Annotated in this window: 20 protein-coding genes; 17 read left to right on the top strand and 3 right to left on the bottom strand. The window is 45.9% G+C overall.

Translation table 11 applies throughout. From position 1 onward, the window contains the following. Positions 1–3: 3 nt before the first annotated feature. The 15 genes from ACZM6M_RS07270 (at position 4) to ACZM6M_RS07200 (ending at position 18,698) form a co-directional block, all read left to right on the top strand. A complete protein-coding gene (locus tag ACZM6M_RS07270) occupies positions 4–828 on the top strand; it encodes a carbohydrate ABC transporter permease (protein ID WP_066544635.1) in 825 nt (274 codons plus the stop codon). Positions 829–1,282: 454 nt separating this feature from the next. Beyond that, a complete protein-coding gene (locus ACZM6M_RS07265; protein ID WP_066544632.1) occupies positions 1,283–2,494 on the top strand; it encodes an aspartate kinase in 1,212 nt (403 codons plus the stop codon). A gap of 330 nt (positions 2,495–2,824) precedes the next feature. Continuing rightward, the gene (locus ACZM6M_RS07260) at positions 2,825–4,276 is read left to right on the top strand and encodes an acyl-CoA carboxylase subunit beta (protein WP_066544631.1); all 1,452 of its coding nucleotides are present in this window, start codon (positions 2,825–2,827) and stop codon (positions 4,274–4,276) included. 17 nt (positions 4,277–4,293) lie between these two features. Beyond that, positions 4,294–5,121, top strand: coding sequence for an OadG family protein (locus ACZM6M_RS07255; RefSeq protein WP_066545266.1), 828 nt, complete (start codon positions 4,294–4,296; stop codon positions 5,119–5,121). Between the two features lie 32 nt (positions 5,122–5,153). Continuing rightward, on the top strand, positions 5,154–5,546 hold the full coding sequence (locus tag ACZM6M_RS07250) for a biotin/lipoyl-containing protein (RefSeq protein ID WP_066544629.1): 393 nt from the start codon (positions 5,154–5,156) through the stop codon (positions 5,544–5,546). Between the two features lie 50 nt (positions 5,547–5,596). Beyond that, entirely contained in the window at positions 5,597–6,742 is a 1,146-nt protein-coding gene (locus ACZM6M_RS07245; RefSeq protein WP_066544627.1) for a sodium ion-translocating decarboxylase subunit beta, read from the top strand. A gap of 40 nt (positions 6,743–6,782) precedes the next feature. Next, entirely contained in the window at positions 6,783–8,195 is a 1,413-nt protein-coding gene (locus ACZM6M_RS07240; RefSeq protein WP_317439079.1) for an oxaloacetate decarboxylase subunit alpha, read from the top strand. Positions 8,196–8,395: 200 nt separating this feature from the next. Then, on the top strand, positions 8,396–10,012 hold the full coding sequence (locus tag ACZM6M_RS07235) for a response regulator transcription factor (protein WP_484074125.1): 1,617 nt from the start codon (positions 8,396–8,398) through the stop codon (positions 10,010–10,012). Continuing rightward, positions 10,009–11,085, top strand: coding sequence for a sensor histidine kinase (locus tag ACZM6M_RS07230; RefSeq protein ID WP_296036234.1), 1,077 nt, complete (start codon positions 10,009–10,011; stop codon positions 11,083–11,085). The genes ACZM6M_RS07235 and ACZM6M_RS07230 overlap by 4 nt, the downstream gene beginning before the upstream one ends. 23 nt (positions 11,086–11,108) lie before the next feature. Beyond that, positions 11,109–12,560, top strand: coding sequence for an ATP-binding cassette domain-containing protein (locus ACZM6M_RS07225; RefSeq protein ID WP_296036231.1), 1,452 nt, complete (start codon positions 11,109–11,111; stop codon positions 12,558–12,560). A 113-nt stretch (positions 12,561–12,673) separates the two neighbouring features. Then, a complete protein-coding gene (locus tag ACZM6M_RS07220; protein ID WP_296036228.1) occupies positions 12,674–13,978 on the top strand; it encodes an AGE family epimerase/isomerase in 1,305 nt (434 codons plus the stop codon). A gap of 21 nt (positions 13,979–13,999) precedes the next feature. Then, positions 14,000–15,535 carry a sugar ABC transporter ATP-binding protein gene (locus ACZM6M_RS07215; protein WP_317439077.1) on the top strand — a complete coding sequence of 512 codons (1,536 nt, stop codon included), beginning with the start codon at positions 14,000–14,002 and terminating at the stop codon, positions 15,533–15,535. A 13-nt stretch (positions 15,536–15,548) separates the two neighbouring features. Continuing rightward, positions 15,549–16,565 carry an ABC transporter permease gene (locus ACZM6M_RS07210; protein WP_296036223.1) on the top strand — a complete coding sequence of 339 codons (1,017 nt, stop codon included), beginning with the start codon at positions 15,549–15,551 and terminating at the stop codon, positions 16,563–16,565. Positions 16,566–16,631: 66 nt separating this feature from the next. Then, a complete protein-coding gene (locus ACZM6M_RS07205; protein WP_296036220.1) occupies positions 16,632–17,717 on the top strand; it encodes a substrate-binding domain-containing protein in 1,086 nt (361 codons plus the stop codon). A 69-nt stretch (positions 17,718–17,786) separates the two neighbouring features. Further along, positions 17,787–18,698 (top strand): ROK family protein, encoded by a 912-nt coding sequence (locus ACZM6M_RS07200; RefSeq protein ID WP_337434272.1) that lies wholly within the window; start codon positions 17,787–17,789, stop codon positions 18,696–18,698. An 8-nt stretch (positions 18,699–18,706) separates the two neighbouring features. On the opposite strand, the gene ACZM6M_RS07195 is transcribed toward ACZM6M_RS07200, so the two are convergent. Then, the gene (locus ACZM6M_RS07195; RefSeq protein ID WP_417045305.1) at positions 18,707–19,972 is read right to left on the bottom strand and encodes a S8 family peptidase; all 1,266 of its coding nucleotides are present in this window, start codon (positions 19,970–19,972) and stop codon (positions 18,707–18,709) included. Positions 19,973–20,151: 179 nt separating this feature from the next. Here ACZM6M_RS07195 and ACZM6M_RS07190 point away from each other — a divergent pair, with 179 nt between their 5' ends. Further along, complete coding sequence (locus ACZM6M_RS07190) at positions 20,152–21,495, top strand: redoxin domain-containing protein (RefSeq protein ID WP_337434274.1); 1,344 nt, start codon at positions 20,152–20,154, stop codon at positions 21,493–21,495. A 29-nt stretch (positions 21,496–21,524) separates the two neighbouring features. On the opposite strand, the gene ACZM6M_RS07185 is transcribed toward ACZM6M_RS07190, so the two are convergent. Next, a complete protein-coding gene (locus ACZM6M_RS07185; protein WP_417045306.1) occupies positions 21,525–22,526 on the bottom strand; it encodes an AraC family transcriptional regulator in 1,002 nt (333 codons plus the stop codon). Between the two features lie 332 nt (positions 22,527–22,858). Between ACZM6M_RS07185 and ACZM6M_RS07180 the strand changes: the two genes are divergently transcribed. Further along, on the top strand, positions 22,859–24,466 hold the full coding sequence (locus ACZM6M_RS07180; protein ID WP_489490031.1) for a xylulokinase: 1,608 nt from the start codon (positions 22,859–22,861) through the stop codon (positions 24,464–24,466). Positions 24,467–24,525: 59 nt separating this feature from the next. Here the strand turns inward: ACZM6M_RS07180 and ACZM6M_RS07175 are convergent, their stop codons facing one another. Then, the gene (locus ACZM6M_RS07175; RefSeq protein WP_066544597.1) at positions 24,526–25,017 is read right to left on the bottom strand and encodes a QueT transporter family protein; all 492 of its coding nucleotides are present in this window, start codon (positions 25,015–25,017) and stop codon (positions 24,526–24,528) included. Between the last annotated feature and the right edge of the window lie 228 nt (positions 25,018–25,245).

Below are 25,245 nucleotides of genomic sequence, written 5' to 3'. Positions count from 1 at the left end.
AAGATGAAAAATAAAGTGAAAATTCTGGATGCCGCCTCTATGGTGCTTCTGCTCCTTCTCAGTGTGGTATTTATTTTCCCCTTCTACTGGATTTTGACGGGAGCCTTTAAATCCCAGAAGGTTACGATCAAGCTGCCTCCGGAATGGTTCCCTCTTCACCCGACCTTGGAAAACTTTGAGAAGCTGTTTCAGAACCCGGCGCTCCAGTGGCTGATCAACAGTATCTTTATCGCCGGTGTAACGCTGATCATCGTCTGTGTGGCAGCCTCTATGGCCGGTTATGTGCTGGCAAAGAAGCGCTTTTACGGCGATAAGCTGCTGTTCAGTATTTTTGTATTCGCAATGGCCCTTCCAAAGCAGGTAATCCTGGTGCCGCTGATGAAGCTGGTTTCCTTTATGGGGATCCATGATACTCCATGGGCCGTTATCCTTCCTTTGTGCGGCTGGCCCTTTGGTATCTTCCTCATGAAGCAGTTCAGTGAAAATGTTCCTACAGAGCTTTTGGAGGCTGCAAAGATCGACGGAAGCGGTGAAATCCGTACCTTTACAAGCATTGTTATGCCGATCGTAAAGCCGGGTCTGGGAGCGCTTGCGATCTTTACCTTTATTAATACATGGAATGACTATTTCATGCAGTTAGTAATGTTAAATTCCAGAACGAACCTGACGATTTCTCTGGGCGTGGCGACACTCCAGCAGGAGTTCTCCACCAACTACGGAGTCATCATGGCGGGTGCGGCTCTGGCGGCGGTTCCCATTGTTGCGGTGTTCCTGATGTTCCAGAATTACTTTACTCAGGGTATTACCATGGGAGCGGTCAAGGGGTGATGGGAGAGGGAATTGCACCCCCTACACCATCCTTCCCATGCCGGTCTTCCATGGCTCCGGTTTCCGGTCATAAGAAAGTCTAAGAGGCTGAAATTTTTCTAAAAGCAAGCTCCATATCAAAAACTCGCCGTGCTCAGACAGGTTTGATATGGAGCTTAACGAAAAATTCCAGCCTCTATGTCTTTCTAAATGGCCTCCAAAGTCGCCCTGGCAGACCGGCATGGGAAGGCTGGCACAGGGGGCGCAATCTCCGGCGGAGGTGTTCCGGGGAGGAAAACTTGAGTTTCTGTATTTTGCAGACACCAGAACACAGTGTAAAGTGCGGAAACTCAAAGAGGAAACAAGTTGACAAAAGGGTTCATATGAGTAAAATATGGTATAGGTTAGGGCGGTGGCCGTTTGGCCATGGCTCTTTATATTTACCCTGGTTTGGGGTTAAGGAAGGAAAACAGATATGAGTTTGATCGTACAGAAATTCGGCGGGACCTCTGTGGCTGACACGGAGCGGCTGCGCAATGTTGCAAGGATCATTACAGAGACATATAAGGCGGGAAATCAGGTGGTGGCAGTATTGTCTGCCCAGGGGGATACGACAGATGATCTGATTCAGAAGGCAGAGGAGATTAACCCAAAGGCTTCGGCCAGAGAGATGGATATGCTTTTGTCTACAGGAGAGCAGATTTCGGTATCGCTCTGTGCGATGGCGATTGAGGCTTTGGGATATCCGGTGATTTCTCTTACCGGCTGGCAGTCCGGCATCAGCACGAATACGGTTTCGGGAGATGCGCGTATCCGAAAGGTGGATACGGAGCGCATTGAGGCGGAGCTGAATCAGAAGAAAATAGTGATTGTTACAGGATTTCAGGGAATCGACCGGAACCAGAATATTACCACTTTGGGACGGGGCGGTTCGGATACCTCTGCGGTAGCTCTGGCTGCGGTTCTGGGGGCCGACCTGTGCCAGATTTATACGGATGTGGACGGTGTTTACACGGCAGATCCCAGAAAGGTTGCAGGAGCCAGAAAGCTGGATGAGGTGACGTATAATGAGATGCTGGAGCTGGCGACGCTGGGAGCGCAGGTGCTCCATAACCGTTCGGTGGAGCTGGCAAGAAAGTACAATGTAAAAATGGAGGTCCTGTCAAGCTTTACAGGCCATCCGGGAACAAAAGTGAAGGGAGTTGCAAAGCGTATGGAGCGTTCATATATCAGCAGCGTGGCAAAGGATAAGGATATTGCGAGGATTGCCCTTATTGGCGTGCCAAATGAGATCGGAACCTCATTTAAGGTGTTCTCTCTGTTGGCAAGAAATCATGTAAATGTGGATATTATTCTCCAGGGCATTGGCCATGAGGAAGGGAAGGATATCTGCTTTACAGTGGCAGAAAAGGATCTGAATAAAACGGCAGAGCTTTTGACGGAGCATAAAGAGGAGCTGCGCTACAGCCGTATGGAGACGAACTGCGATGTGGCTAAGGTTTCTGTTGTAGGAGCAGGCATGATCAATAATCCGGGAGTAGCTGCAAAGCTCTTTGAGGCGCTGTATGATGCGGGGATCAATATCAATATGATTTCCACCAGCGAGATCAAAATTTCTGTGCTGGTAGACCGTAGGGATGCAGATCAGGCGGTACAGGCCATTCATGACCGGTTTTTCACGGTGTAATTGTATTTTTATGGAAAATGCAGATGTGTTTTGCTGAAAAATGTCAAAATATACAGTATGAAAGATAAAAAATGGGCGCTGTTTCATGTACCTGCATAAAGCGAGAGGAACTCTCTGGATGCAGGCATGGGGACTGCGCCCGTTTTTTTGAAAAAATTTGTTAATAATTTATCGAAAACAGGCAATTTCATGGTTCTGGGGTCTTGTCATTTGACAAAAATCTTATTATAATCATATATGGCAGTATTTTTGTTTTTATGCGGAACTGTAAGGGGATTTTTTGCAGTTCCAGCCAGTATTGTAAACTTTAGAATGATGGAGGACTGGAAAATGAGTAATTCAGCACAAACTTCAGCAAGCAGCCGTATTGCATCCCTGCTTGATGAGAACAGTTTTGTTGAAGTCGGCGCGTATATCACCGCTAGAAACACGGACTTTAACATGGCTGAGCAGGAAACACCGGCTGACGGTGTGATTACAGGCTACGGCACCATCGGAGGATGCCTGGTTTATGTATACAGCCAGGATGCATCCGTACTGGGAGGCTCCATGGGTGAGATGCATGCAAAGAAGATCTGCAGCATTTATTCCATGGCTATGAAGATGGGAGCACCTGTGATCGGTCTGGTAGACTGTGCCGGACTGCGTCTGCAGGAGGCAACAGATGCGCTGGATGGCTTTGGAAAGCTGTATTTAAGCCAGGCAATGGCATCTGGTGTGATCCCTCAGATCATGGCAGTATTCGGTACCTGCGGCGGCGGAATGGCTGTGGCAGCCGGAATGGCAGATTTTACCTTTATGGAAGAGAAGTCCGCGCAGCTCTTTGTAAATGCTCCCAATGCATTAGAGGGCAATTATAAGGCAAAATGTGATACAGCGGCAGCTGCATTCCAGAGCAAGGAGTCCGGCGTTGTTGATTTTACCGGTGATGAAGCATCCATTCTGTCTCAGATCCGTACTCTGGTATCCATTCTTCCTGCTAATAACGAAGAGGATCTTTCCGAGGAGGACTGCCAGGATGATTTAAACCGTATGTGCAGCGGCATTGAAGGTCTGGCGGGAGATCCTATCCAGGTATTATCCATGATTTCTGATAATCATTTTGTAATGGAAGTAAAGAAGGATTATGAACCTTCTATGGTAACTGCATTCATCCGTTTAAATGGCGTGACTGTGGGCTGTGTGGCAAACCGCACAGAGCGTTATGAGGATGGAAAGAAGGCAGATGAGTTTGAGGCTGCTTTATCCGGCAAGGGCTGTGACAAGGCAGTGGAGCTGATCAGCTTCTGCGACGCATTCAGTATTCCTCTGCTGACCCTCACAAATGTAAACGGCTATAAGGCAAAGATGTGCAGCGAAAGACGGATCGCCAGAGCAGCAGCCCGCTTAACCTACGCTTATGCAGACGCTACTGTTCCAAAGGTGACTGTAGTAACCGGAAAGGCACTGGGAAGCGCAGGCCTTACCATGGGAAGCAAGAGCCTGGGAACCGACCTGGTATATGCATGGCCAAATGCAGTGATCGGCACTATGGAGCCTGAGGCTGCGGTTAAGATCATGTATGCAAAGGAAATCGAGGCTTCTGATGATGCAGTGGCTCTGATCAGCGAAAAGACTGCCGAGTATACAAAGACTCAGTCCGGAGCAGTGGCTGCCGCAAGAAGAGGCTATGCAGACGATATCATCAAGGCAGAGGAAACCCGCCAGAGGCTGGCAGCTGCATTTGATATGCTTTATACAAAAAGTGAGGACCGTCCTTCAAAGAAGCATGGCACGGTTTAAAGAGGGGTGACATGTATATGAGACGATTATTTAAAAGGATGGCAGCAGCAGTTTTAGTATCTGCCTGCCTGGTAAGTCTGTCTGCCTGCTCTAAAACAGAGGAGGAAACAGAAAGCTTATCCATCAGCATGGACGGTACGCCTGTGGAAGACGCCATGGGACAGTCCCTTCTTTTATCCGCAGCTCAGACTCTGGGCGCTTCCGATGAACAGCTGGTAGTCCAGGGCAAGCTGGCCCAGTCTCAGGGAGATACCGTTTCTGCAGAGCTTTATCAGGCCCAGCTTGATGTGCGGGAAGAGATGGGCGCTCTCCGCAGTGTTGATATTGAGGATGGCTCTGTGGTGCTTCTGGAGGACGGAAGCTATACGGTGATCCTTCCTGTAGAGTTTGCAGAGGGAACCAAAAAGTATGTTATGAACTTGAATATGGCAACACAGCAGATCCAGGCTCAGTTTACCGATATGTCTGCAGGCGTTGAGGAGGACAGCTCCATCGGAGGCCTGTTAAGGACGGCCAGCGTATATACGCTCATCGGTCTTGGAACCGTATTCTGTGTACTGGTATTTATCAGCCTTCTGATTTCCTGCTTTAAGTTCATCCATGCATGGGAAGAAGGACAGAAGAATAAAGCGGCTGATAAGAAGGCAGAACCTGCGAAAGCTCCTGTACCGGCTGTTTCTGCTGCACCGGCAGTTTCTGCTTTACAGACAACAGGACCGGAGCTGGCAGATGATGCAGAGCTTGTAGCAGTGATGGCAGCAGCGATTGCGGCCTATGAGGGAACTTCACCCAACGGTCTGGTGGTACGCTCCATCCGCCGCGTAAGCAGTTCCAGAAGAAGATAAAGACTCATTTCAAATCAAGGAGGAAACAGATCATGAAGACATATACCATTACAGTAAATGGAAAAGCATATGCAGTAACCGTTGAAGAAGGCGCAGCCGCACCAGCCGCTTTTGCAGCCGCACCGGCTCCCGCAGCCCCCGTACCTGCACCGGCACCAGCTCCCGCTGCCGCACCGGCACCAGCTCCTGCTGCACCTGCAGGCGCAGCAGGCTCCGTTAAGGTAACGGCTCCTATGCCTGGAAAAATCGTAGCTGTAAAGGCTGCAGCAGGCCAGGCAGTAAAGAAAGGCGAAACTGTTCTTGTTCTTGAGGCTATGAAGATGGAAAATGACATCGTTGCTCCTCAGGACGGTACCGTTGCCAGCATAAATGTATCCACAGGCGATTCCGTTGAGTCCGGCGCAGTTTTAGCCACTCTGAACTAAGCAGAAACACGGATCCGCAGTAAGTTGGATTCCATTATGGAGGTAACATTATGGATTTTGGCAATTTAGTAACAAACCTTTTGGGACAGATGGCGTTTTTCCATCTGACCATTGGGAACTATGTGATGATCGGTGTGGCGCTGGTCTTCTTATACCTGGCAATCCGCCGGGGATTTGAGCCTCTGCTGCTGATCCCCATCGCATTTGGCATGCTGCTTGTAAATATCTATCCGGAAATCATGTATTCTCCGGAAGAAACGTCCAACGGCATCGGCGGTCTTTTGTGGTATTTCTTTACTCTGGATGAGTGGAGTATCCTTCCGTCCCTGATCTTCCTTGGCGTAGGAGCCATGACAGACTTCGGTCCGCTGATCGCAAACCCCATCAGCTTCCTTATGGGTGCTGCTGCTCAGCTGGGTATCTATGCCGCATATTTCCTGGCAATTTTCCTGGGATTCTCAGGAAAGGAAGCGGCTGCTATTTCCATCATCGGCGGTGCTGACGGCCCTACCTCTCTGTTCCTTTGCAGTAAGCTGGGACAGACCCAGATCATGGGTCCAATCGCAGTTGCAGCTTATTCCTATATGGCTCTGGTTCCTATTATCCAGCCGCCGTTTATGAAGCTGCTCACTACGGATAAGGAGCGCAAGATCAAGATGGAACAGCTCCGTTCCGTATCCAAGCTGGAAAAGATTTTATTCCCGATCATTGTAACAATTGTAGTCTGCCTGATTCTGCCGTCTACTGCTCCATTAGTAGGTATGCTGATGTTAGGAAACCTGTTCCGTGAGAGCGGTGTTGTAAAACAGCTGGCAGAGACAGCATCCAATGCCCTGATGTACATTGTCGTTATCCTGCTGGGTACATCCGTAGGTGCTACTACCAGTGCAGAGGCATTCTTAAATGTAACTACCATCAAGATCGTTCTTTTAGGTCTGGTTGCATTTATTTTCGGTACCGTAGGCGGTATCCTGTTAGGAAAGCTTCTGTGCAAGCTGACCGGAGGAAAGATCAATCCTCTTATCGGTTCCGCAGGCGTGTCTGCCGTACCTATGGCAGCCCGCGTATCCCAGAAGGTTGGTTCCGAGTATGATCCTACCAACTTCCTGCTGATGCACGCAATGGGACCAAACGTTGCAGGCGTGATCGGCACGGCTGTAGCAGCCGGTACTTTTATGGCAATCTTTGGCGTATAAAAGGGAATTTTATCACAGTATTTAAGGAGGATTTTTAACTATGGCAGAGATAGAGAAGAAGCCGGTAAAGATCGTGGAAACCGTCCTGCGTGACGCCCATCAGTCTTTGCTTGCGACCAGAATGTCAACAGAGCAGATGCTTCCCATCATCGATAAGATGGACAAAGTAGGCTACCATGCAGTAGAGTGCTGGGGAGGCGCTACCTTTGATGCCTGCCTGCGTTTCTTAAAGGAAGATCCATGGGAGCGTTTAAGAAAATTAAGAGACGGCTTTAAGAATACAAAGCTGCAGATGCTGTTCCGCGGACAGAATATCCTGGGCTACAACCATTATGCAGATGATGTAGTAGAGTATTTCGTACAGAAGTCCATTGCAAATGGTATTGATATTATCCGTATTTTTGACTGTTTAAATGATATCCGCAATCTGGAGACAGCCGTAAAGGCTACCAAGAAGGAAAAGGGACATGCTCAGATTGCTCTGTGCTATACCCTGGGTGATGCTTATACTCTGGATTACTGGAGAGACATTGCAAGAAAGATCGAGGATATGGGTGCAGACTCTCTGTGTATCAAGGATATGGCAGGTCTTCTGACTCCATATCAGGCGGCAGAGCTGGTACAGGCATTAAAGGAAGGTACAAAGCTTCCGATCGACCTTCATACCCATTATACATCCGGCGTTGCTTCCATGACCTATATGAAGGCCGTAGAGGCAGGCTGTGAGATTATCGACTGTGCTATGTCACCTCTGGCTCTGGGAACCAGCCAGCCGGCAACTGAGGTTATGGTTGAGACCTTCAGAGGCACTCCATATGATACAGGCTATGATCAGAATCTTCTGGCGGAAATTGCGGCATACTTCCAGCCGATTCGTGAGGAAGCTTTAAAGAGCGGCCTCTTAAATCCGAAGGTTCTGGGTGTAAATATCAAGACCTTGCAGTATCAGGTACCTGGCGGTATGCTTTCCAACCTTGTAAGCCAGTTAAAGGAAGCAGGACAGGAAGACAAGTATCAGCAGGTATTAGAGGAGATTCCAAGAGTAAGAAAAGACTTCGGAGAGCCACCTCTGGTAACTCCTTCTTCTCAGATCGTTGGTACACAGGCAGTTCTCAACGTGCTTATGGGTGAGCGCTATAAGATGGTTCCGAAGGAGTCCAAGAAGATCATGCTTGGTGAGTTCGGACAGACTGTAAAGCCATTTAATCCGGAAGTACAGAAGAAGATCATCGGTGACGAGACGCCGATCACCTGCCGTCCGGCAGATCTGATCCAGCCTCAGCTTCCTCAGTTTGAGAAGGAATGCGCTCAGTGGAAGCAGCAGGATGAGGACGTATTAAGCTACGCTCTGTTCCCGGCTGTAGCCAAGGAGTTCTTCCAGTACAGAGAAGCACAGCAGAAAAAGGTAGACGTGACTGTAGCTGATAAGGAAAATAAGGCTTACCCTGTGTAAATGACGGGATAAAACTGCATATGTAAAATAAAACAGCCTTCCAGCTTCCGGTGCATTGATGCGCCGGGAGCCAGGAGGCTGTTTTTTGCGAAAGATTTGTAAAAAATCCCCTTTTGCTTGGCAAATATGTGGTGAGATGATAAACTGAAAGCGCAACTGATTATTCAAATAAGACAAAAAATGAAAAATATGAGGATATTATGCTGAAGGTTTTGATTGCAGATGATGAGGAGAAAATCTGCCAGCTGATTGGAAAGCTGATTAACTGGGAATCTCTGGGACTGAAGGTAGCTGCAGTGGCATCTAATGGGGTAGATGCTGTAAAAAAGATTATGGAATATAGGCCGGATATTGTGATAACGGATATCAGGATGCCTGGGATTGATGGGATGGAACTGATTGAACGAACTAAAAAAATATGTCCAGATACAGAAATTATTATTATCAGCGGTTATCGGCACTTTGAATATGCGCAGACAGCTATTCGCTACGGAGTTCGAAATTACCTGTTAAAGCCTATTCGTAAGGATGAATTAAGGGAAACACTGGAAAAAATAGTAGATATCTGCCGTGAGAGGAATGAGCAGTTGGATTTTGAGGAGCGGGTGCGTCTTGCATTGAAAAATGATGCTGAAAGACTTCGGACGGGATTTATTTCCCAACTGATCTATGGAAGCAGTGAAAGAAAGGGAGATTCTTCTATTGAGGCTGTAAATGCCCAGTTTCATTTCCGGTTTCGTGAAGGTATTTTTCAGATTTTAGGAATCCGTTTTGACAGAATTGGTCATGACGATAACTGCATATCCTTTTTAGCAGATCGTGCAACAGATATTATCAAACAGTTTTTAGGTTCGCTGTGTTTTGATTTTGAGCTTTATGTGGAATGTTCCAATCTTTATGTGCTGCTTAATTATTCAACAGAGGATCAGAAAAATATCCGAAGGGCTGTGCGGCAGATATTTGATGAATTAAAGCAGCAGGAAGCAATTTTAAAAGGAATGGAAATAACTGCAGGTATGGGACGGATGACAGGTTGTATCGGTGAGTTGAGATCCTCTCTTTTAGATGCCCGTTTTATGCTGCAGCAGAGGATTATAGCCGGAACAGGGCGGATTCTGGAAATTGGCGAACAGGGGAGAGTTACGTCTGGTTTTGTGGACAGTGAAGCATTTGGACAGTTTAACAGAGACATGGAGCGGGCGCTGGAAAGCCTGAACACTATGGAGGTAAGAAAGGTTATCTGCGGTCTTTTGGATCAGCTGTCATCGTACAATGGCATGACCGGATATGAGGCCCTGCAGATGTCACGAGAAGTATGCAACCACTATATATTCTGCATGAAAAACCGCAGTATCTATATTGAGAATGAATCTAAATTTGTGGAAAATTTCAGCAGAGAGTCTGAGGACTGTGTTTCCATGGAGGAGCTGTTTCATTTGCTGTCGCGTACAGTATGCCGTTCATTTGACACTGCTGTGGAGGCTAAAAGAGCAGAAGATAACCGTCCTATGCGTCTGGCAAAGAAGTATATACAGGAAAATTACAGTAAGCCTTTGACCTTGGAGGAAGTCAGTGCGAAAGCAGGATTTGCACCGGGATATTTCAGTACACTGTTTAAGAAGGAAACGGGAACAGCATTTTTGGAATATGTGCAGTCAGTACGAATGGAATCGGCCAAAAAACTGCTTACAACGACAACAGACAGCATGTATGTGATCTGTGAAAAGGTGGGATATAGCGATGTGAAATATTTTACAAAATGCTTTGTGAAATATACAGGATTAAAACCGGGAGAATACAGGAAGATATATTCATGAGAAATAGGGAAAACTATATTTTAGGAAGAATACAGTGGTTTGTAATTGGTATAGGCTTTTTTGCAGCATCTATGTCGGTATTTGTCCTTACAGGTGAAGGCGGAATACGCAGAAGAGTTTTTGCACTTATACTTCTGGGCGCTTTTCTTGTGTTTTTGTATTACGGTTACCAAAAAATTTATCGACCGTTAAAAATCAATAATCGGATTAAAGCCAGCTTTGCCCGGGGAGACAGTTATGAGGATATTTATAATATGGCGTATCCTATAAGCGCGGAAGAAAAAGCTATGTTTGAGAGATTTTCGCTCCTGTTGGATAAGAATCGTCTGATTGCATTATCAAAAAAAACATCAGAGTATCTGGCATTGCAAAATCAGATCAATCCTCATTTTCTTTATAATACATTGGAAGGAATAAGGGCAGAGGCAGTAATTTCTGGGGTAGATACCATTGCGGAGATGACAGAAGCACTGGCAACATATTTCAGATATACAATTTCACAAGTGGATAATCTGGTGACGCTGGAGGAGGAACTTGCAAATGTAGAGAATTATTATTATATTCAGAAATTCCGTTTTGGTGACAGGTTGGATCTTATGATACGCTATGATTGCGAGGATGAATACAGTGTACTTCAGTGTCAGATTCCTAAGCTGACGCTTCAGCCGATTGTGGAAAATTCTATTTACCATGGTCTGGAACAGAAAATGGAAAAAGGTCATCTGGATATCAAAATAACTGCTACAGACCAACACTTGATTATTATGGTATCAGATGATGGTGTGGGAATGGAGAAGGAACAGGTAAAAAAGATGAATGAGGTTCTGCGCAGTCTTCGCTTGGAGGAGATGCAGACAGAGTCTTCCAGAGGCGGTATTGCGGTCCGAAATGTAAATAATCGAATTAAACTCCTTTTTGGTGAAGAATATGGAATTAGCATATACAGCCAGTCTGGTGCTGGTACAGATGTGGAAATTACGCTTCCGCCCAATTATGACGGCGGTTCTTACGCATCTGAAAAGGTGGGCGGCTGCAATGCAGAAAAACAGGAAAATATTCACTTTAAACCGTAGTGGGTTTGAGGAGGAAACAGGTTATGAAACAGGAAATACTGCGCTTTGAAAATGTTACACGGCAAGTAGATGGAGCTGTATATCTGGATAATTTTAATTTTTATATGACTAAGGGAGAAATTGTAGGGATGCTGTCTGTGAATGACAGAGGAAAGAAAGAACTTTTGAATCTTTTAATGAAAAGACTCCCGATTGAATCAGGACGTATTTATTGGGATGGGGGTTTGGCAAACAGCTGGTTAGACAGTGAATATCCTAATAATAAGGTGTATGTGATTGATGAGCATAGTTCTTTAATTGAAGATCTTTCCATTGCTGATAATATGTTTGTGATGCGTTCCGGTTTTAAAAAGTATGTGATAGAAGAGAGGGTTCTTGAGGAGCAGGCAAAAAGGGTTTTGGAGAGTCTGTCTATGCAGGTAGATTTGAATCAAAGAGTATCCAGACTTACTGTTCTGGAGCGGATCATGATTGAGATGGCCAAAGCGTATCTGATGGGCTGCAGCCTCTTGATTGTAATGTACCCGGAGCAGCTGATCGGTCAGGCGGAGTTTGAGCGGTTTCATCAGCTTCTGCGAAGTATAAAGAAAAAGGGAATTTCTACGCTGTATTTTTGTTATCATCATTGGATTATGTTTCAGATCTGCGATCGGATTGCTCTTTTTTCCAGAGGACGGATAAAGAAGCTGTTCGATCATCGGGACTTTACGGAAAAAGCCATTGCACCATATATATATTATTTTAAAGACGCCAGAATAGCCCGGGCAGGAGAAACACCTTCTTATGGTCTGGAATTTCGGGAATTATCGGGAGAAAATATCGGGAGGCTGAATCAGGGGATTGTTCCTGGTGAGTGCATCACATTTTTAGACTCCGAAGGACGTATGGGAAGAGAACTGCTGAAAATTCTCACGAAAGAAAAAACGGATTATGAAGGAAGAGTTTTCTGTAAAGGAATTGATTTGAAAAAAGGGGGAAGAAGCTGCCTGGACAGCGGGATGATCGTGTTGGATAACAATCCAACGGAAACTTTTCTTTTCAGCGAAATGTCATATCTGGAAAATCTCTGCTTTCTTTTGGATCGGAAACTGAGAAAAAGGATTTTAAAGCCTTCCTATCTTTCCAGTGTCAGAAATGAGTATGCACGGAGAGTGGGAGATGTAATTGATGCAGGGGATATCCGATCCCTTTCATTAAAAGAAAAGTACGGGTTAGTTTATAATAAAATCCGCCTGTTTCATCCGGAAATTCTTGTAATTCTCAAGCCTTTTGCTTATGGAGATATGCATTGCAGAAATTATATTTTAGAGCAGATTCGTGAATTAAAGGAAATGGGACTTTGCATTCTGCTTGTTACGAATTATATTACAGATTGTCTCTACATTTCTGATCATATATGTATTTTAAAAGATGGAAGAGATGTTGTGTCTCTGGAGCCGGAAGAATATGGTATTATAAGCCGAATTTTTTCGTAAGAATGTCTACCTGATTCGTAAGTTTATCCCCTTATTAAAAAACAGTCCCCTGTTATAATTATTCCATAAATATATGGTATCCTGCCATACAGTATGAGAAGGGGGTATCTGGTTTGAAGCCGGAAAAAAGAGAAAAACTTCAGACAGTCAGAAATGAAATGGAAGCATTTATGAAAAGAAGTGTTCCGTTCTGGCTGGAGCATGGGATTGACAGAGAATACGGAGGGTATCTGGTCTGCTTTGACTGCCATGGCCGTCCGATGAAGGAACTGGCGGTTTTATCGCCGGATGACAAGATGATTGTGACCCAGACAAGGATGATATGGGGATTTTCTGCTCTGTTAAGAAATGGGCTGGCAAAACGCTGCGGCTGGGAAGAGGCCTGCAGGGAGGCAGCCGTTCAGGGAGTGGACTTTTTTATTGAGAAATTCTGGGACAAAAAGCATACGGGATGGGCCTGGGTAACAGACCGCAAGGGAAATGTGCTGGATAACGGCAAGCTGGTGTATGGTCAGACCTTTGCAATCTATGCGCTGGCAGAGTATTATATGGCAACGGGTGATGCACGCGGACTGGAATATGCAGAAAAAACCTTTGATGCATTAAAGAAGTATGCAGCGGATACGTATCATGGAGGGTATTTTGAGAATTTTAAAGAAGACTGGACATTAGAAAGTCCGGGTGTATATGGAGGCGATCTTAAGTCTCTGGATATCCATATGCACACCATGGAAGCTTATACGACTCTTTATGAAGCAACAGGAAAGGAAATTCATAAGAGGGCTCTTGAGGAAATCATCCAGATAGTTCTTACTTATATGGTAGATTACGATTTCTGGTGCGGACGAAATCAGTTTGGTTCAGATTTTACCCCCAGACCTGCAATTTCTATTCGGAGAACATGGAATTATGACAGAGATCCGGAAAGTGCCAACAAAAATCCTCTGGATACTACCTCCTATGGACACAATATTGAGCTGGTCTGGCTTTTAAATCGTGCGTATGAGGTATTGGGAGAACCGCCTGCCAGAGAATTTACAAGAAAATTTGCGGATTATACGCTGGCAAACGGCTGGGATCCAATCTATGGAGGCATTTATCGGGATGGAATGCATGATGGACGGATTGTAGTGACGGATAAGGAATGGTGGCAGAACTTTGAGTCCCTTACAGGCTTTTTAGACTGCTATCAGGCAACGGGGGATGAGCGGTATCTGGATACTTTTATAGACCTGTGGGAATTTGACCAGAAGTATTTTTATAATCCGGAAGCAGGGGAATCCAGACAGCTTTTAAAAGCAGATGGAACACCGATTATTGAAGATGCAGGGAACCAGTGGAAATGCATTTACCATACAGACCGAGCTATGATGGAATGCTGTCTCAGAATAGAGGATATGAACCGGGAAAATGAGTAAGAGCACCGGAAAGGAACGAATATGGAAGAAATGAACACACATACGCCGGCGGGCCGTGAACTGGTGCGTATGAGCGGGATTATGAAGGAATTTCCGGGCGTAAAGGCGTTGGATGATGTAAAGCTGGAATTGTATTCAGGAGAGGTTCTGGCGCTTTTAGGAGAAAACGGAGCGGGAAAGTCTACCCTGATGAAGATTCTGTCGGGAGTTTACCAGAGAGATGACGGGGAAATCGTTCTGTTTGGGAAAAAAATCCAGAATTGGGATGCAAACCATGCAAAAGAGGCTGGTGTTGCAATTATCCATCAGGAACTGAATATGTGTACCCATTTAAGTGTTGCTGAGAATATTTTTCTGGGCCGTGAACTGGTCAAAAACGGACGCCTGGACAATGAAAGGATGCATGAGGAGACAAAGAAGATCCTTCATCGTCTGAATATTGACATCGATCCCAGAACTCAGGTGGGAGATCTGGCGGTATCCAGACAGCAGATGGTAGAAATTGCAAAGGCTCTTTCTCAGAATGCAAGGGTACTGATTATGGATGAGCCTACATCAGCTCTGACATCCAAAGAGATTGATGAGTTGTTTAAGATTATTCATCAGTTAAAAGAAGATGGAATCGGCATTATCTATATTTCCCACCGTTTGGAGGAACTTCAGCATATTGTGGATCGTGTGATTATCATGCGGGATGGAAAATATATTACGCAGATGCCTTATGATGTAAACCGGATGGATGAGATCATAGCCAATATGGTAGGCCATGAGATTAAAGAGAAATTTCCTCATGTGGACTGTACAAGAGGAAAGAAAATTTTAGAGGTCCGTCATCTGAGCGCGGGACGCCAGGTAAGGGATGTAAATCTGGAATTGTATGAGGGTGAGATTGTCGGGATTGCAGGCCTTATGGGTGCAGGCCGTACAGAGACTACGCGGGCAATTTTTGGTGTAGATTCCAAGGAAGAAGGAGCAATTTTCATTGACGGCAAAGAAGTAAAGATACACTGTCCGGCAGATGCCATACGGGCTGGGCTTGTACTGGCGCCTGAGGATCGGAAAAAGGATGGACTATGCACCAGATTGAGCATTTCTGATAATATTGCTCTGCCGAATCTGGATATGCTCTGTAAAGGCTTGTTTGGAACCGTAGACCGGAAGAAGGAAAAAGAGATGGTGGATCATTCTGCAAAGGCATTAAAGATCCGTATGTCTGGGGCGCAGGTGGATGCAGGAAGCCTTTCAGGAGGAAACCAGCAGAAGGTAGTAGTGGCTAAATGGCTGGCAAGAAATTCAAGGGTTGTTATTTTTGATGAGCCAACAAGAGGAATTGATGTGGCGGCCAAGGTCGAAATTTATAATCTGATGAATCAGTTAAAGCAAAATGGTATAGGCGTTATGTTTGTGTCCTCTGAGATGCCGGAGGTTCTGGGAATGAGCGACCGAATCCTCGTTATGTGTGACGGACGGATCACTGGTGAATTTAATGCATCGGAAGCGACTCAGGATAAGATCCTTACCAGCGCTACGCGGTTTGAACAAAAAGCAGTGTCATAAGGAGGAGGAACACATGAGTAATTCCAATGAAAAAAAGCCTGGTATACTGGGACGCTTTCTGTCCCAACGGGGAATGGGACAGGTCATTACAGTGGGAGTAGGCCTGGTTATCCTCTGTCTGGTATTTGGCTTTATCAATCCAAATTTCTTTACATACAGAAATGTGGCAAATCTGCTGAGACAGATTGCTCCGATTTTGTTAATCGGTGTAGGACAATCCTATGTTCTTTTTACAGGAAATATTGACCTTTCGGTCGGTTCTGTCGTAGGAATGAGCTGTATGATTTCTGCTACACTGATGTGTCATGGCATGAATCCCTGGGTTTCTGTTGTGATTACAATGGCATGTTGTCTGGCAGTAGGCTGTGTCAATGGAGTTCTGGTATCAAAATGCAAGCTGCCGCCGTTTATTGCCACATTAGGTACCATGACGATTGCCCGCGGAATTGCCCAGATCGTAAATGGAAATTACAATACAGATTCCATTGGTGAGGCGGCAAAGGGCTTCAGAACCTTTTTCTACAGCGGCAAATTCATGGGGATTTTCAGTGCATTCTGGATTGCGATGGCAGTATGGCTGGTATTTAACTATCTGATGAGCCATACCAGAACAGGCCGCCATATCTATGCGACAGGAAGTAATATTGATGCTGCAAGACTTTCTGGTGTAAACGTAGATAATACGGTTATCTGTGTTTATGTGGTATCTGCGTTCTGTGCCTGCATTACAGGCTTGATTACCTGTGCATCCACAGGAACAGGAACCATGGATGCAGGAACTTCCTATGAAATGTATGCGGTAGCTGCTTCTGTAATTGGCGGTGTTTCTACGCTGGGCGGTTCTGGAATTCTTTCTGGTACGGTGATCGGTGCAGCAATCTGGGGTGTGCTGCAGAATGGTCTTCAGTTTGCCGGTGCTCCGGTTGCAATCAGAAATATTGTGATTGGAATTATTGTTGTAGTAGCAGTGCTTCTGGATGTAATTGTCCGTTCTGGAAAAGGAAAAAGCAAGAAGCATAAAAATGGATAAGCAGTAAAATAGGGTTGAAAGCAGAAATGCTTTACAATAAGAGAAAGAAAGGAAAGGTATTGTATTATGAGGAAAAAGGCATTATCAATGATTCTGGTGGCAGCTATGGCATCTGCAGCATTAGCGGGCTGTTCATCTGCTCCAAAGGAGACAGCTGCACCGGAAACAACGGCAGCAGAGACAGAGAAGAAAGAGACAGATGCAAAGAAGGAAGAGACAACCAAAGCAGAGGAAACCAAAAAAGCAGAGGAAGCAGGCGGGGCTGCGAATGATATGCTGGCTGGAGAGACAGGAGATATTGCAAAGCCTGGAGACGGAAAAGGCCAGAAGGTTGTTCTGATTACCATTGACTCTATGGATCAACATTGGGTAAATATGGATAAAGGATGCAAAAAGGCCGCAGAAGAGCTGGGATGTGAATATAAGTGGATTGCTCCTGATGTAAAGGATGATGCAAAGCAGATTGAATGTGTGAATAATGCTGTAGCGGATGGTGCTACTGCAATTCTGGTAGCAGCCAATGGACCGGATGCAATTACAGCGGCTCTTGAAGAAGCGGATGAAGCAGGTGTAAAGATTGTTCAGGTTGACTCTTTTGCAAATTATCCATGTGTACAGAAGCTGGGAACCGATAATCGTGCTGCAGGAAAGATCGCAGGCGAGAAGGTTCTGGAGGCTCTGGAGGCAAAGGGTGTGAAGGAAGGAAAAATTGGCATTGTATCTGTAAATGCAGCTACTACTTCTACTGTAGATCGTGATGAAGGCTTCCGATCCGCTTTTGAGGGAACTGCTTACGAAATTCTTGAAACTCAGTATGCAGACGGCGATGCAGCAAAATCCAAGGATGCGGCAGCTAATTTCATTTCTCAGGGCTGTGTTGCCTTATTTGGTGCAAATGAAGGCTCTTGTGTAGGCGTTGGAAATGCAGTTGCAGAGGATGGAAATAATATTGTTGCAGCTGGTATGGATAAGTCCGACGCAGTAATTCAGCTGATTAAAGACGGCTCCTTAATCTGTACAATGGCTCAGAATCCTGATATTATGGGATATGAGGGAATGTATGCAGCTATTACAGCAATTAACGGCGGCAGTGTTGCCCCGGAATATATTGATACAGGCGTTTCTGTACTGACAGCTGATAAGGTTCAGTAAAAGAAAAATGAAATTTGAAAAAGATGCTCCCGGTATTTCCGGGGGCATTTTTGGGTAGGAGGATACAGGATGTATGTGTTAGGATTTGACATTGGAGGAACAAAGTCTGCGGTTGTTCTGGCAAATATTGAAGATACTCAGGTAAGTTTTCTGGGAAGGTATGAAAGAAAGACGGTTCCAGATTGGAAGAAAGTATTGAATGAGTTGGAAGAAAATGGAAGAAAAATAGCAAAAGAGCATGGGATTTCTATTGGATCGAATGAAGGAGTGGAACGAATTGGAATTTCTTGTGGAGGCCCTTTAAGTTCAGATCGCAGGCAGATTCTTTCGCCGCCTAACCTTCCGGGCTGGGATCGGGTTCCAGTAATAGATTATCTGGAGAAAAAAATGGGGATTCCAGCACGTTTGGAAAATGATGCAGACGCAGGGGCATTGGCTGAGTGGAGATTCGGAGCCGGACAGGGCTGCCGCAGCATGATTTTTCTGACTTTCGGAACCGGTTTGGGAGCTGGCCTTATTTTAGACGGCAGATTATATCGGGGAGCATCTGGTCTGGCAGGAGAAGCAGGACATATACGGATGGAAAAGGATGGGCCGGTGGGATATCAGAAATCCGGAAGCCTGGAGGGCTTCTGTTCAGGAGGAGGAATTGCCAGGATGGCAGAGATAGAAGGGATAAAAGCAAGTGCAAAAGAACTGGCTGCTATGGCAGAAATGGGAGATGAGAAAGCTTTGAAAATTTTTGAACGCTCTGGGGCCATATTTGGAAGAGGGCTTGCAGTTTTAATTGATTTGCTGAATCCGGAGCGTATTATTGCAGGCTCTGTGTATGCCAGAAGCCATCATTTTCTGGATTCAGCTATGTATAGAGAACTAAAAAAGGAGGCTTTGGCTCCCAGTCTGGCAGCCTGCAGGATTCTGCCGGCTGCACTGGGAGAGCGAATCGGGGATTATGCTGCCATCAGTGCGGCTTTGGAATAAAAGGATATTTATCTCCCCCACTTCATAGCCGCCGCCACATCCAGCATACCGCCGGAAGCGGTCTTCCCTTTTAAGGGAGCCAGCTTGTGGACTGAGGACAGCAGGGCGGTTCTCACATCGGAAAGACTGAGATCCGGACGGCCGGAGTAGAGAAGGGAAGCAGCTCCTGCGACCATGGGAGCTGCCATAGAGGTACCGCTCATATAGGCGTAGGTATCGGAGGGTACGGTGCTCAGGATATAGGTTCCCGGAGCGGCCAGGTCTACGTTTGTCTGCCCGTAGTTGGAGCTTTCATCCAGATGACCGTTAAAAAGCAGGTTTCCTACAGTGATAATATTATCATAAGGGAAGCTTGCGGGGTAAACCGGATGTGCGTCAATGTTATAGCCGATTTCGTACTGATTGCCGTTTCCGGCTGCGGCTACAAAAAGCATATTGGAATCCCGGATTGCAGCCTCAAATTCTGGGGAGGTCTGTCCGGAGCCGAAGCTTAAATTGCAGATCTGGGCGCCGTTGGCCTCTGCATAGCGGATTGCCTGGATGACGTTTTCGGGAGAACCCTTTCCTTCTTCGCCTCCCAGAGCCTTTAATACCATGATTTTTATATACCGGCTGTCTCCGATGCCAGCTACTCCGCCGTTTCCCTTTGCAGCCGCAATGGTACCGGCCCCGTGGGTGCCGTGGGTATCCTCATCGCCTGCGCAGAGCTGATTATTATTTGAAATAAAATTCCAGCCGTTTACATCGTCAACATAACCATTTCCGTCGTTGTCAATGGAATCTCCGGGGATTTCATCCTCATTGACCCAGATGGCGTCTTTTAAATCCTTATGGGAGGTGTCGATTCCTGTGTCGATTACAGCCACAGTGACAGGGCGTTTATTGGATTCCTGCTCATAGAGCTGCCAGGCTTCTTTTATGTTGATATCAATTCCAGCTACAGCGTCTGTCTGAATGGCGTCATAGTTACTGGGGCCAAGAGGCGGCAGGGCGATGCCGTCGACTCCGTTTTCGCCATAGTGTACATAGATGCTGTCTAAGGTTCTGATATTTAGTTTTCGCTCAGTTCTCTGCAGACGGCCTGTATTATGCAGTGCCCACTGATATTCCGAATATTCATCACCTGAAGAAACAGCTTCTACGCCGGGTCCACTGAAAAAAAGAGAAAATTCCCGGCTGTTTTCCTTTGCTCCCCAATAGGAAAGAGGGGAGGAAACGGCTGCTATAGAAATGGAAAGCACCGCTGAAAGGGCGGCTGCCGTAAAATGCTTCATATCTGAAATCTCCTTTCCTGAGGCTGTATTATACCATATTTTTAAGATATATGCCAAGATGGGTTCATCTGAACATTTTGTGAAAAATTCGCAGAAGCATAAGTCTGTGACAAGCTCACTTGACAAAATGGCAGAAATCAGAGTATAAAAGGAGTACACTTTAGGATTGGAGGTTATTTATGGGATTTACACTGGATGTAAGCATATCTGCGGTAACTGTATTTTTACAGGGATTGTTAAGTTTTTTTTCGCCCTGCGTACTGCCGCTGCTTCCCCTTTATATCGGCTATCTGTCCGGCGGAACAGCCGTAAAGGGCGAAGATGGAAGAATGCACTATAAACAGAGCAAGGTGCTGCTTCACACGGTTTTCTTTGTGACAGGGGTCAGCTTTGCCTTTTTCCTGCTGGGGCTTGGCGTGTCCGCAGTGGGTGGATTTTTCCACAGCTATCAGGCCATGTTTGCACGGACCGGAGGTATCCTTGTCATGCTGTTTGGCTTGTATCAGATGGGAATATTTGGAATATCTTCCGTTTTGGGAAAAGAGCACCGCCTGCCCTTCAGGCTGGATCGTTTTGCCATGTCGCCGGTTACAGCGCTGCTTATGGGCTTTACTTTCAGCTTTGCCTGGACGCCCTGCGTAGGACCGGCTCTTACAAGCGTCCTTTTGATGGCCGCATCTGCAGCGACCAAGGCTCAGGGCTTTGTTCTGATCGGCGTTTACACTATGGGCTTTGTTCTGCCCTTTCTGTTTGTGGGCCTCTTTACTACTCAGCTTCTGGAGCTCTTTAAGAAATACAGAGGTGTGGTGCAGTATACAGTAAAAATTGGCGGTATCCTCATGGTGCTGATGGGAATCCTCATGTTTACCGGGAAAATGAATGATGTGACCGGATATTTATCCCGTATTTCCGGAACTCAGGTGAGTCAGACAGAGAGTATGGAAGAAAGCACTGCGCCGGAGAAAGCAGAAGCAGATAACGAAGGCGGAAGTACAGAGCCCGGGACAGGCGGGTCTGAAAGCACAACTGCAGAGGAGGCTTCCGGTGAAACGGCAGCCGATGCGCGTCCCGTGATCCCGGCAGTTGATTTTGAACTGGAGGATCAGTACGGAAATATCCACAGACTGGAGGATTACAGAGGGAAGACGATTTTTCTGAACTTCTGGGCAACCTGGTGTCCGCCCTGTAAGGCTGAGATGCCGGATATTCAGAAGCTGTATGAAAAGTCCTCCACAGAGGGAGAGGATGCAGTAATTGTTCTGGGCGTTGCTGCGCCCAATATGGGACAGGAAGGCTCTGAGGAAGAAATTGCCGCATTCATGGAAGAAAAAGGATATACTTACCCGGTACTGATGGATACAGAGGGAGAGCTGTTTGCCTCTTATGGTATCATGTCCTTCCCAACCACCTTTATGATTGACAGAGATGGAAATGTATTTGGATATGTGAGCGGTATGCTGTCAGCGGATATGATGGACAGCATTGTGCGTCAGACGCTGGACGGGAAGATGGATCAGAGATAAAATATCTGCGGGAAAAGTATATACAGAAGCTATTCTGGATGTTGGGGCATAGGATTACAGGGATGCTCCAGCATCCTTTTTTTGTATTTTCCAGGCGTCATATTATATTTGTTTACAAAAAGCTGGTAGAAATAGCCTTTATTATGGTAGCCTACCTGTTCGGAGATTTCGGATATTGTTAATTCTGTTTCAATCAGAAGACGTTTTGCCTGTTCCAGACGGATGTTTTGAAGATATTCCGAATAGGTCATCCCTGTTTTTTTGCGGATCAGCCGGTTGAAATAATCTCTTTGAAAATGAAACCGTTCCATCAGTTCATGGGTTGTGACGGATTGATAGTGGGTCTGGATATAGCTGCATATTTCTTCAAAAACAGTCCAGTTTATATTTTTTTGCCGTTCTCTGGTAAGGGAAAAATCATAATGCGTGCTTAAAATTCTGAAAATACGCAGAAGAAGCCCGCGGCAGATGTGGGTGGAACCGATTTTATTTTCATACAGCTCTGTCAGGAGGAGGGAAAGGCAGGGCTCGATCTCTTTTCTGGCATCCCTTGTGGGGTGGAAATGAATATACTGTTGCAGATCGCTTTGTTTCATCAGTGCAGTTTGAAGAAAGGATATAATTTTGCCGGTTGTAATATGTTCATTCATTACCTCTTCAAACATGCTGTTTTCAATTCCGAAAAACAGTACAATGGAATCCTGGCAGGACAGATAATCCTGATGAATACAGTTTTTGTCAATCAGGCAGACGTCACCTTCTTGAAATATAATATCTTTCCCGGAAATTTTCTGTTTGAAGTTACCTTTTACAACGTATCCCAGTTCAATGTAGTCATGGGTGTGGAGCTGCGTTTTTACTCCGTCTTCAAATGTAAAGCAGCAGCAGAACCTGTCAGGTGCGGGATACATGGCGGCACGAAGCTGATTTCTGCCGCAGAAATCCCAGCACAGGAAGAAGATCCGCTGGGAAGAAAGCAGGGGATATGTTTTGATTTCTTTTGCAGATTTGGAATATTCGAATGAAATCATTCTGGCTCCAAGAGGATGACCGGGCTGCAGGTTCCTCCGGGCAGTGGATATAAGCTGTCTGCATGTTTCTAGCAGATTCAAAATTTTCACCTCGCATTTTGTGTTGACTTTCTGAATGTTTGATTCTGATATCATAAAATTATATCGTATTTTGGGAAAATAACAATGAAAAATGATCGAAATAGGTAACTTTAGAATAAGAGTGGCAAGATTATGGAATTGTACCGCTGATCCCTGTTTTGTAAAATAGAACCAGATCTTTATAATTTTATGCAATAGATGAAATGAAACATATGATATTTTACAGGTGACTGTTAAAGGAGGGCAGGAAATTGGAAGAAATCAGGATAGAGGACATAAAAAAACGGATTCAGTCAGGAAAAACGGTTTTGGGAATTGAACTTGGTTCCACCAGAATCAAGGGCGTTCTTCTGACAGAAGAGGGAGAATTGATAGCGGATGGCAGCCACCAGTGGGAAAACAGGCTGGAAAACGGGATATGGACCTATTCGATGGAAGCAGTCTGGAAGGGAATGCAGGAGTGCTATGGCGATCTTAAAACAAAGGTAAGAGAAGCATATGGGGCAGAGATAGAAACCATTGGCGGAATTGGAATCAGCGCCATGATGCACGGTTATCTGGCATTTGATGGAAATGATGAACTTCTGGTACCATTCCGCACATGGAGAAATACCATAACGGAGCAGGCGTCACGGGAACTGACAGAATGTTTCAATTACCCTATCCCCCAGCGCTGGAGTATCGCTCATCTGTATCAGGCGGTGCTGAACGGAGAAGCTCATGTAAAAGATATTAAATACATCACCACGCTGGCAGGCTATGTGCACTGGATGCTTACCGGAGAACGGGTACTGGGTGTGGATGATGCGTCGGGAATGTTTCCTGTTGACGCAAAAACAGGAAACTATTATACGGATATGCTGGACTGTTTTGACCAAAAGATTTCAGACCGGTCGTTTCCATGGAAAATCAGGGAAATCCTGCCCCGGCCTCTTCTGGCAGGGGAGCAGGCAGGCGTTCTTACAGAGGAGGGTGCAGGGCTTTTAGATCCGGAAGGAACATTGAAGGCCGGAATCCCCCTGTGCCCCCCGGAAGGAGATGCGGGAACAGGGATGGTTGCAACAAACAGCGTAAAGGCGCGCACAGGCAATGTATCCGCAGGAACCTCCATATTTTCCATGATTGTACTGGAAAAAGAGCTTTCAAATGTATATTCTGAAATTGACCTTGTGGCAACGCCTCAGGGGGCTCCGGCGGCTATGGTACACTGCAACAACTGCACCTCAGACCTGAACGCCTGGGTGAATATTCTGAAGGAATTCAGCGATACCTTTGGCTTTCATATAAGCGGGGATGAGCTGTATGGAGGGCTTTTCCGAAAGGCTCTGGAGGGCGATAAGGACTGCGGAGGACTGGTGGCCTGCAATTATGTTTCAGGAGAACCGGTTGCCGGCTTTGCAGAAGGCCGTCCGTTGTTTGTGCGCCGGCAGGACGGCCGGTTTAATCTGGCAAATTTTATAAGGACCCATTTATATGCAGCCTTTGGTACTCTTAAGATCGGAAATGACCTGCTGTTTGACAAAGAGGGCGTGAAGGTAGACGTGATATGGGGCCACGGAGGCATCTTTAAAACGGAGGGAACGGCTCAGAAAATCCTTGCGGCCGCTTTGAACACTCCCGTATCTGTTATGAAATCAGCCGGAGAAGGGGGCGCCTGGGGGATTGCAGTTCTGGCACTGTATATGATAAATAAAAAAGAAGGGGAAGCTTTAGAGGATTATCTGGAAAAACGGATTTTTCAAAAGGCAGAGAGCGTAACAGCAGCTCCGGAACCGGAAGATATAGAGGGCTTTAATCAGTTTATGGAAAATTATAAAAAAGGGCTGATGATTGAAAAAGCGGCTGTAGATGCATTATAAATAATAAAAATGCCGGCACCTTAACCTGTAAAATTACAAGCTAAGGCGTCGGCATTCTTTTATGCTCTGCTCTGGCGGAAAATCGTATATTTATAACGCTCCAGTATAGCTAAGAGGCCATTTCCCAGAACCCCAACGGCCAAAATCTCGCCAATCCCTACGGTGAGCATCATAAAAGGGATCAGATCTGGGGAACCGTAGGCATACCGCAGCACCCAGGGGATGATCAGGGTATTTGCCAGGATAGGGGGGAGGCATACCAGCCTCTTGTGATGCCGAAGGGCATAGGAGCCTGCTGCACCGATTAGTGTGGCAATACTGCCACAGATCACATCCATGAGCACGGCTGTACCTAAGAGGTTAGAGATCAGGCATCCTAAAAAGAGTCCCGGAACGGCTGCCGGTGTAAAGAAGGGAAGGATGCACAGCGCTTCAGAGATGCGAAACTGCACCGGTCCGAAGCTGATGGGAGCGAACATCATAGTCAGCGCCACATACACGGCTGCGATCAATGCACCGTGTACCAGAAAATCTGTTTTTTTCCTGTTCATATTTAGTTGTCTCCTTTAGTTTTGTTTTACGAGTGGAAGGTCTCGAACACTCGATTCATTTTACGCCGGAAATCGGCGGAAAGCCCCTTTAGACCTTATTTTTGGGCTTTACAGCGTCTCCTAGTTTAGCATGAGTTGCAGAGCAGGTCAAGAGGAATGTTTTAGTAACAGTTCAGCATTACATGTTTTATGGTATTCTCACAGCAAACTATGTTTTTTAATATGTTT

The sequence above is a fragment of the Enterocloster sp. genome (genome assembly GCF_057861365.1).
The sequence above is the reverse complement of the archived record's forward strand: the minus strand, read 5'-3'. Positions and strand labels throughout refer to the sequence as shown.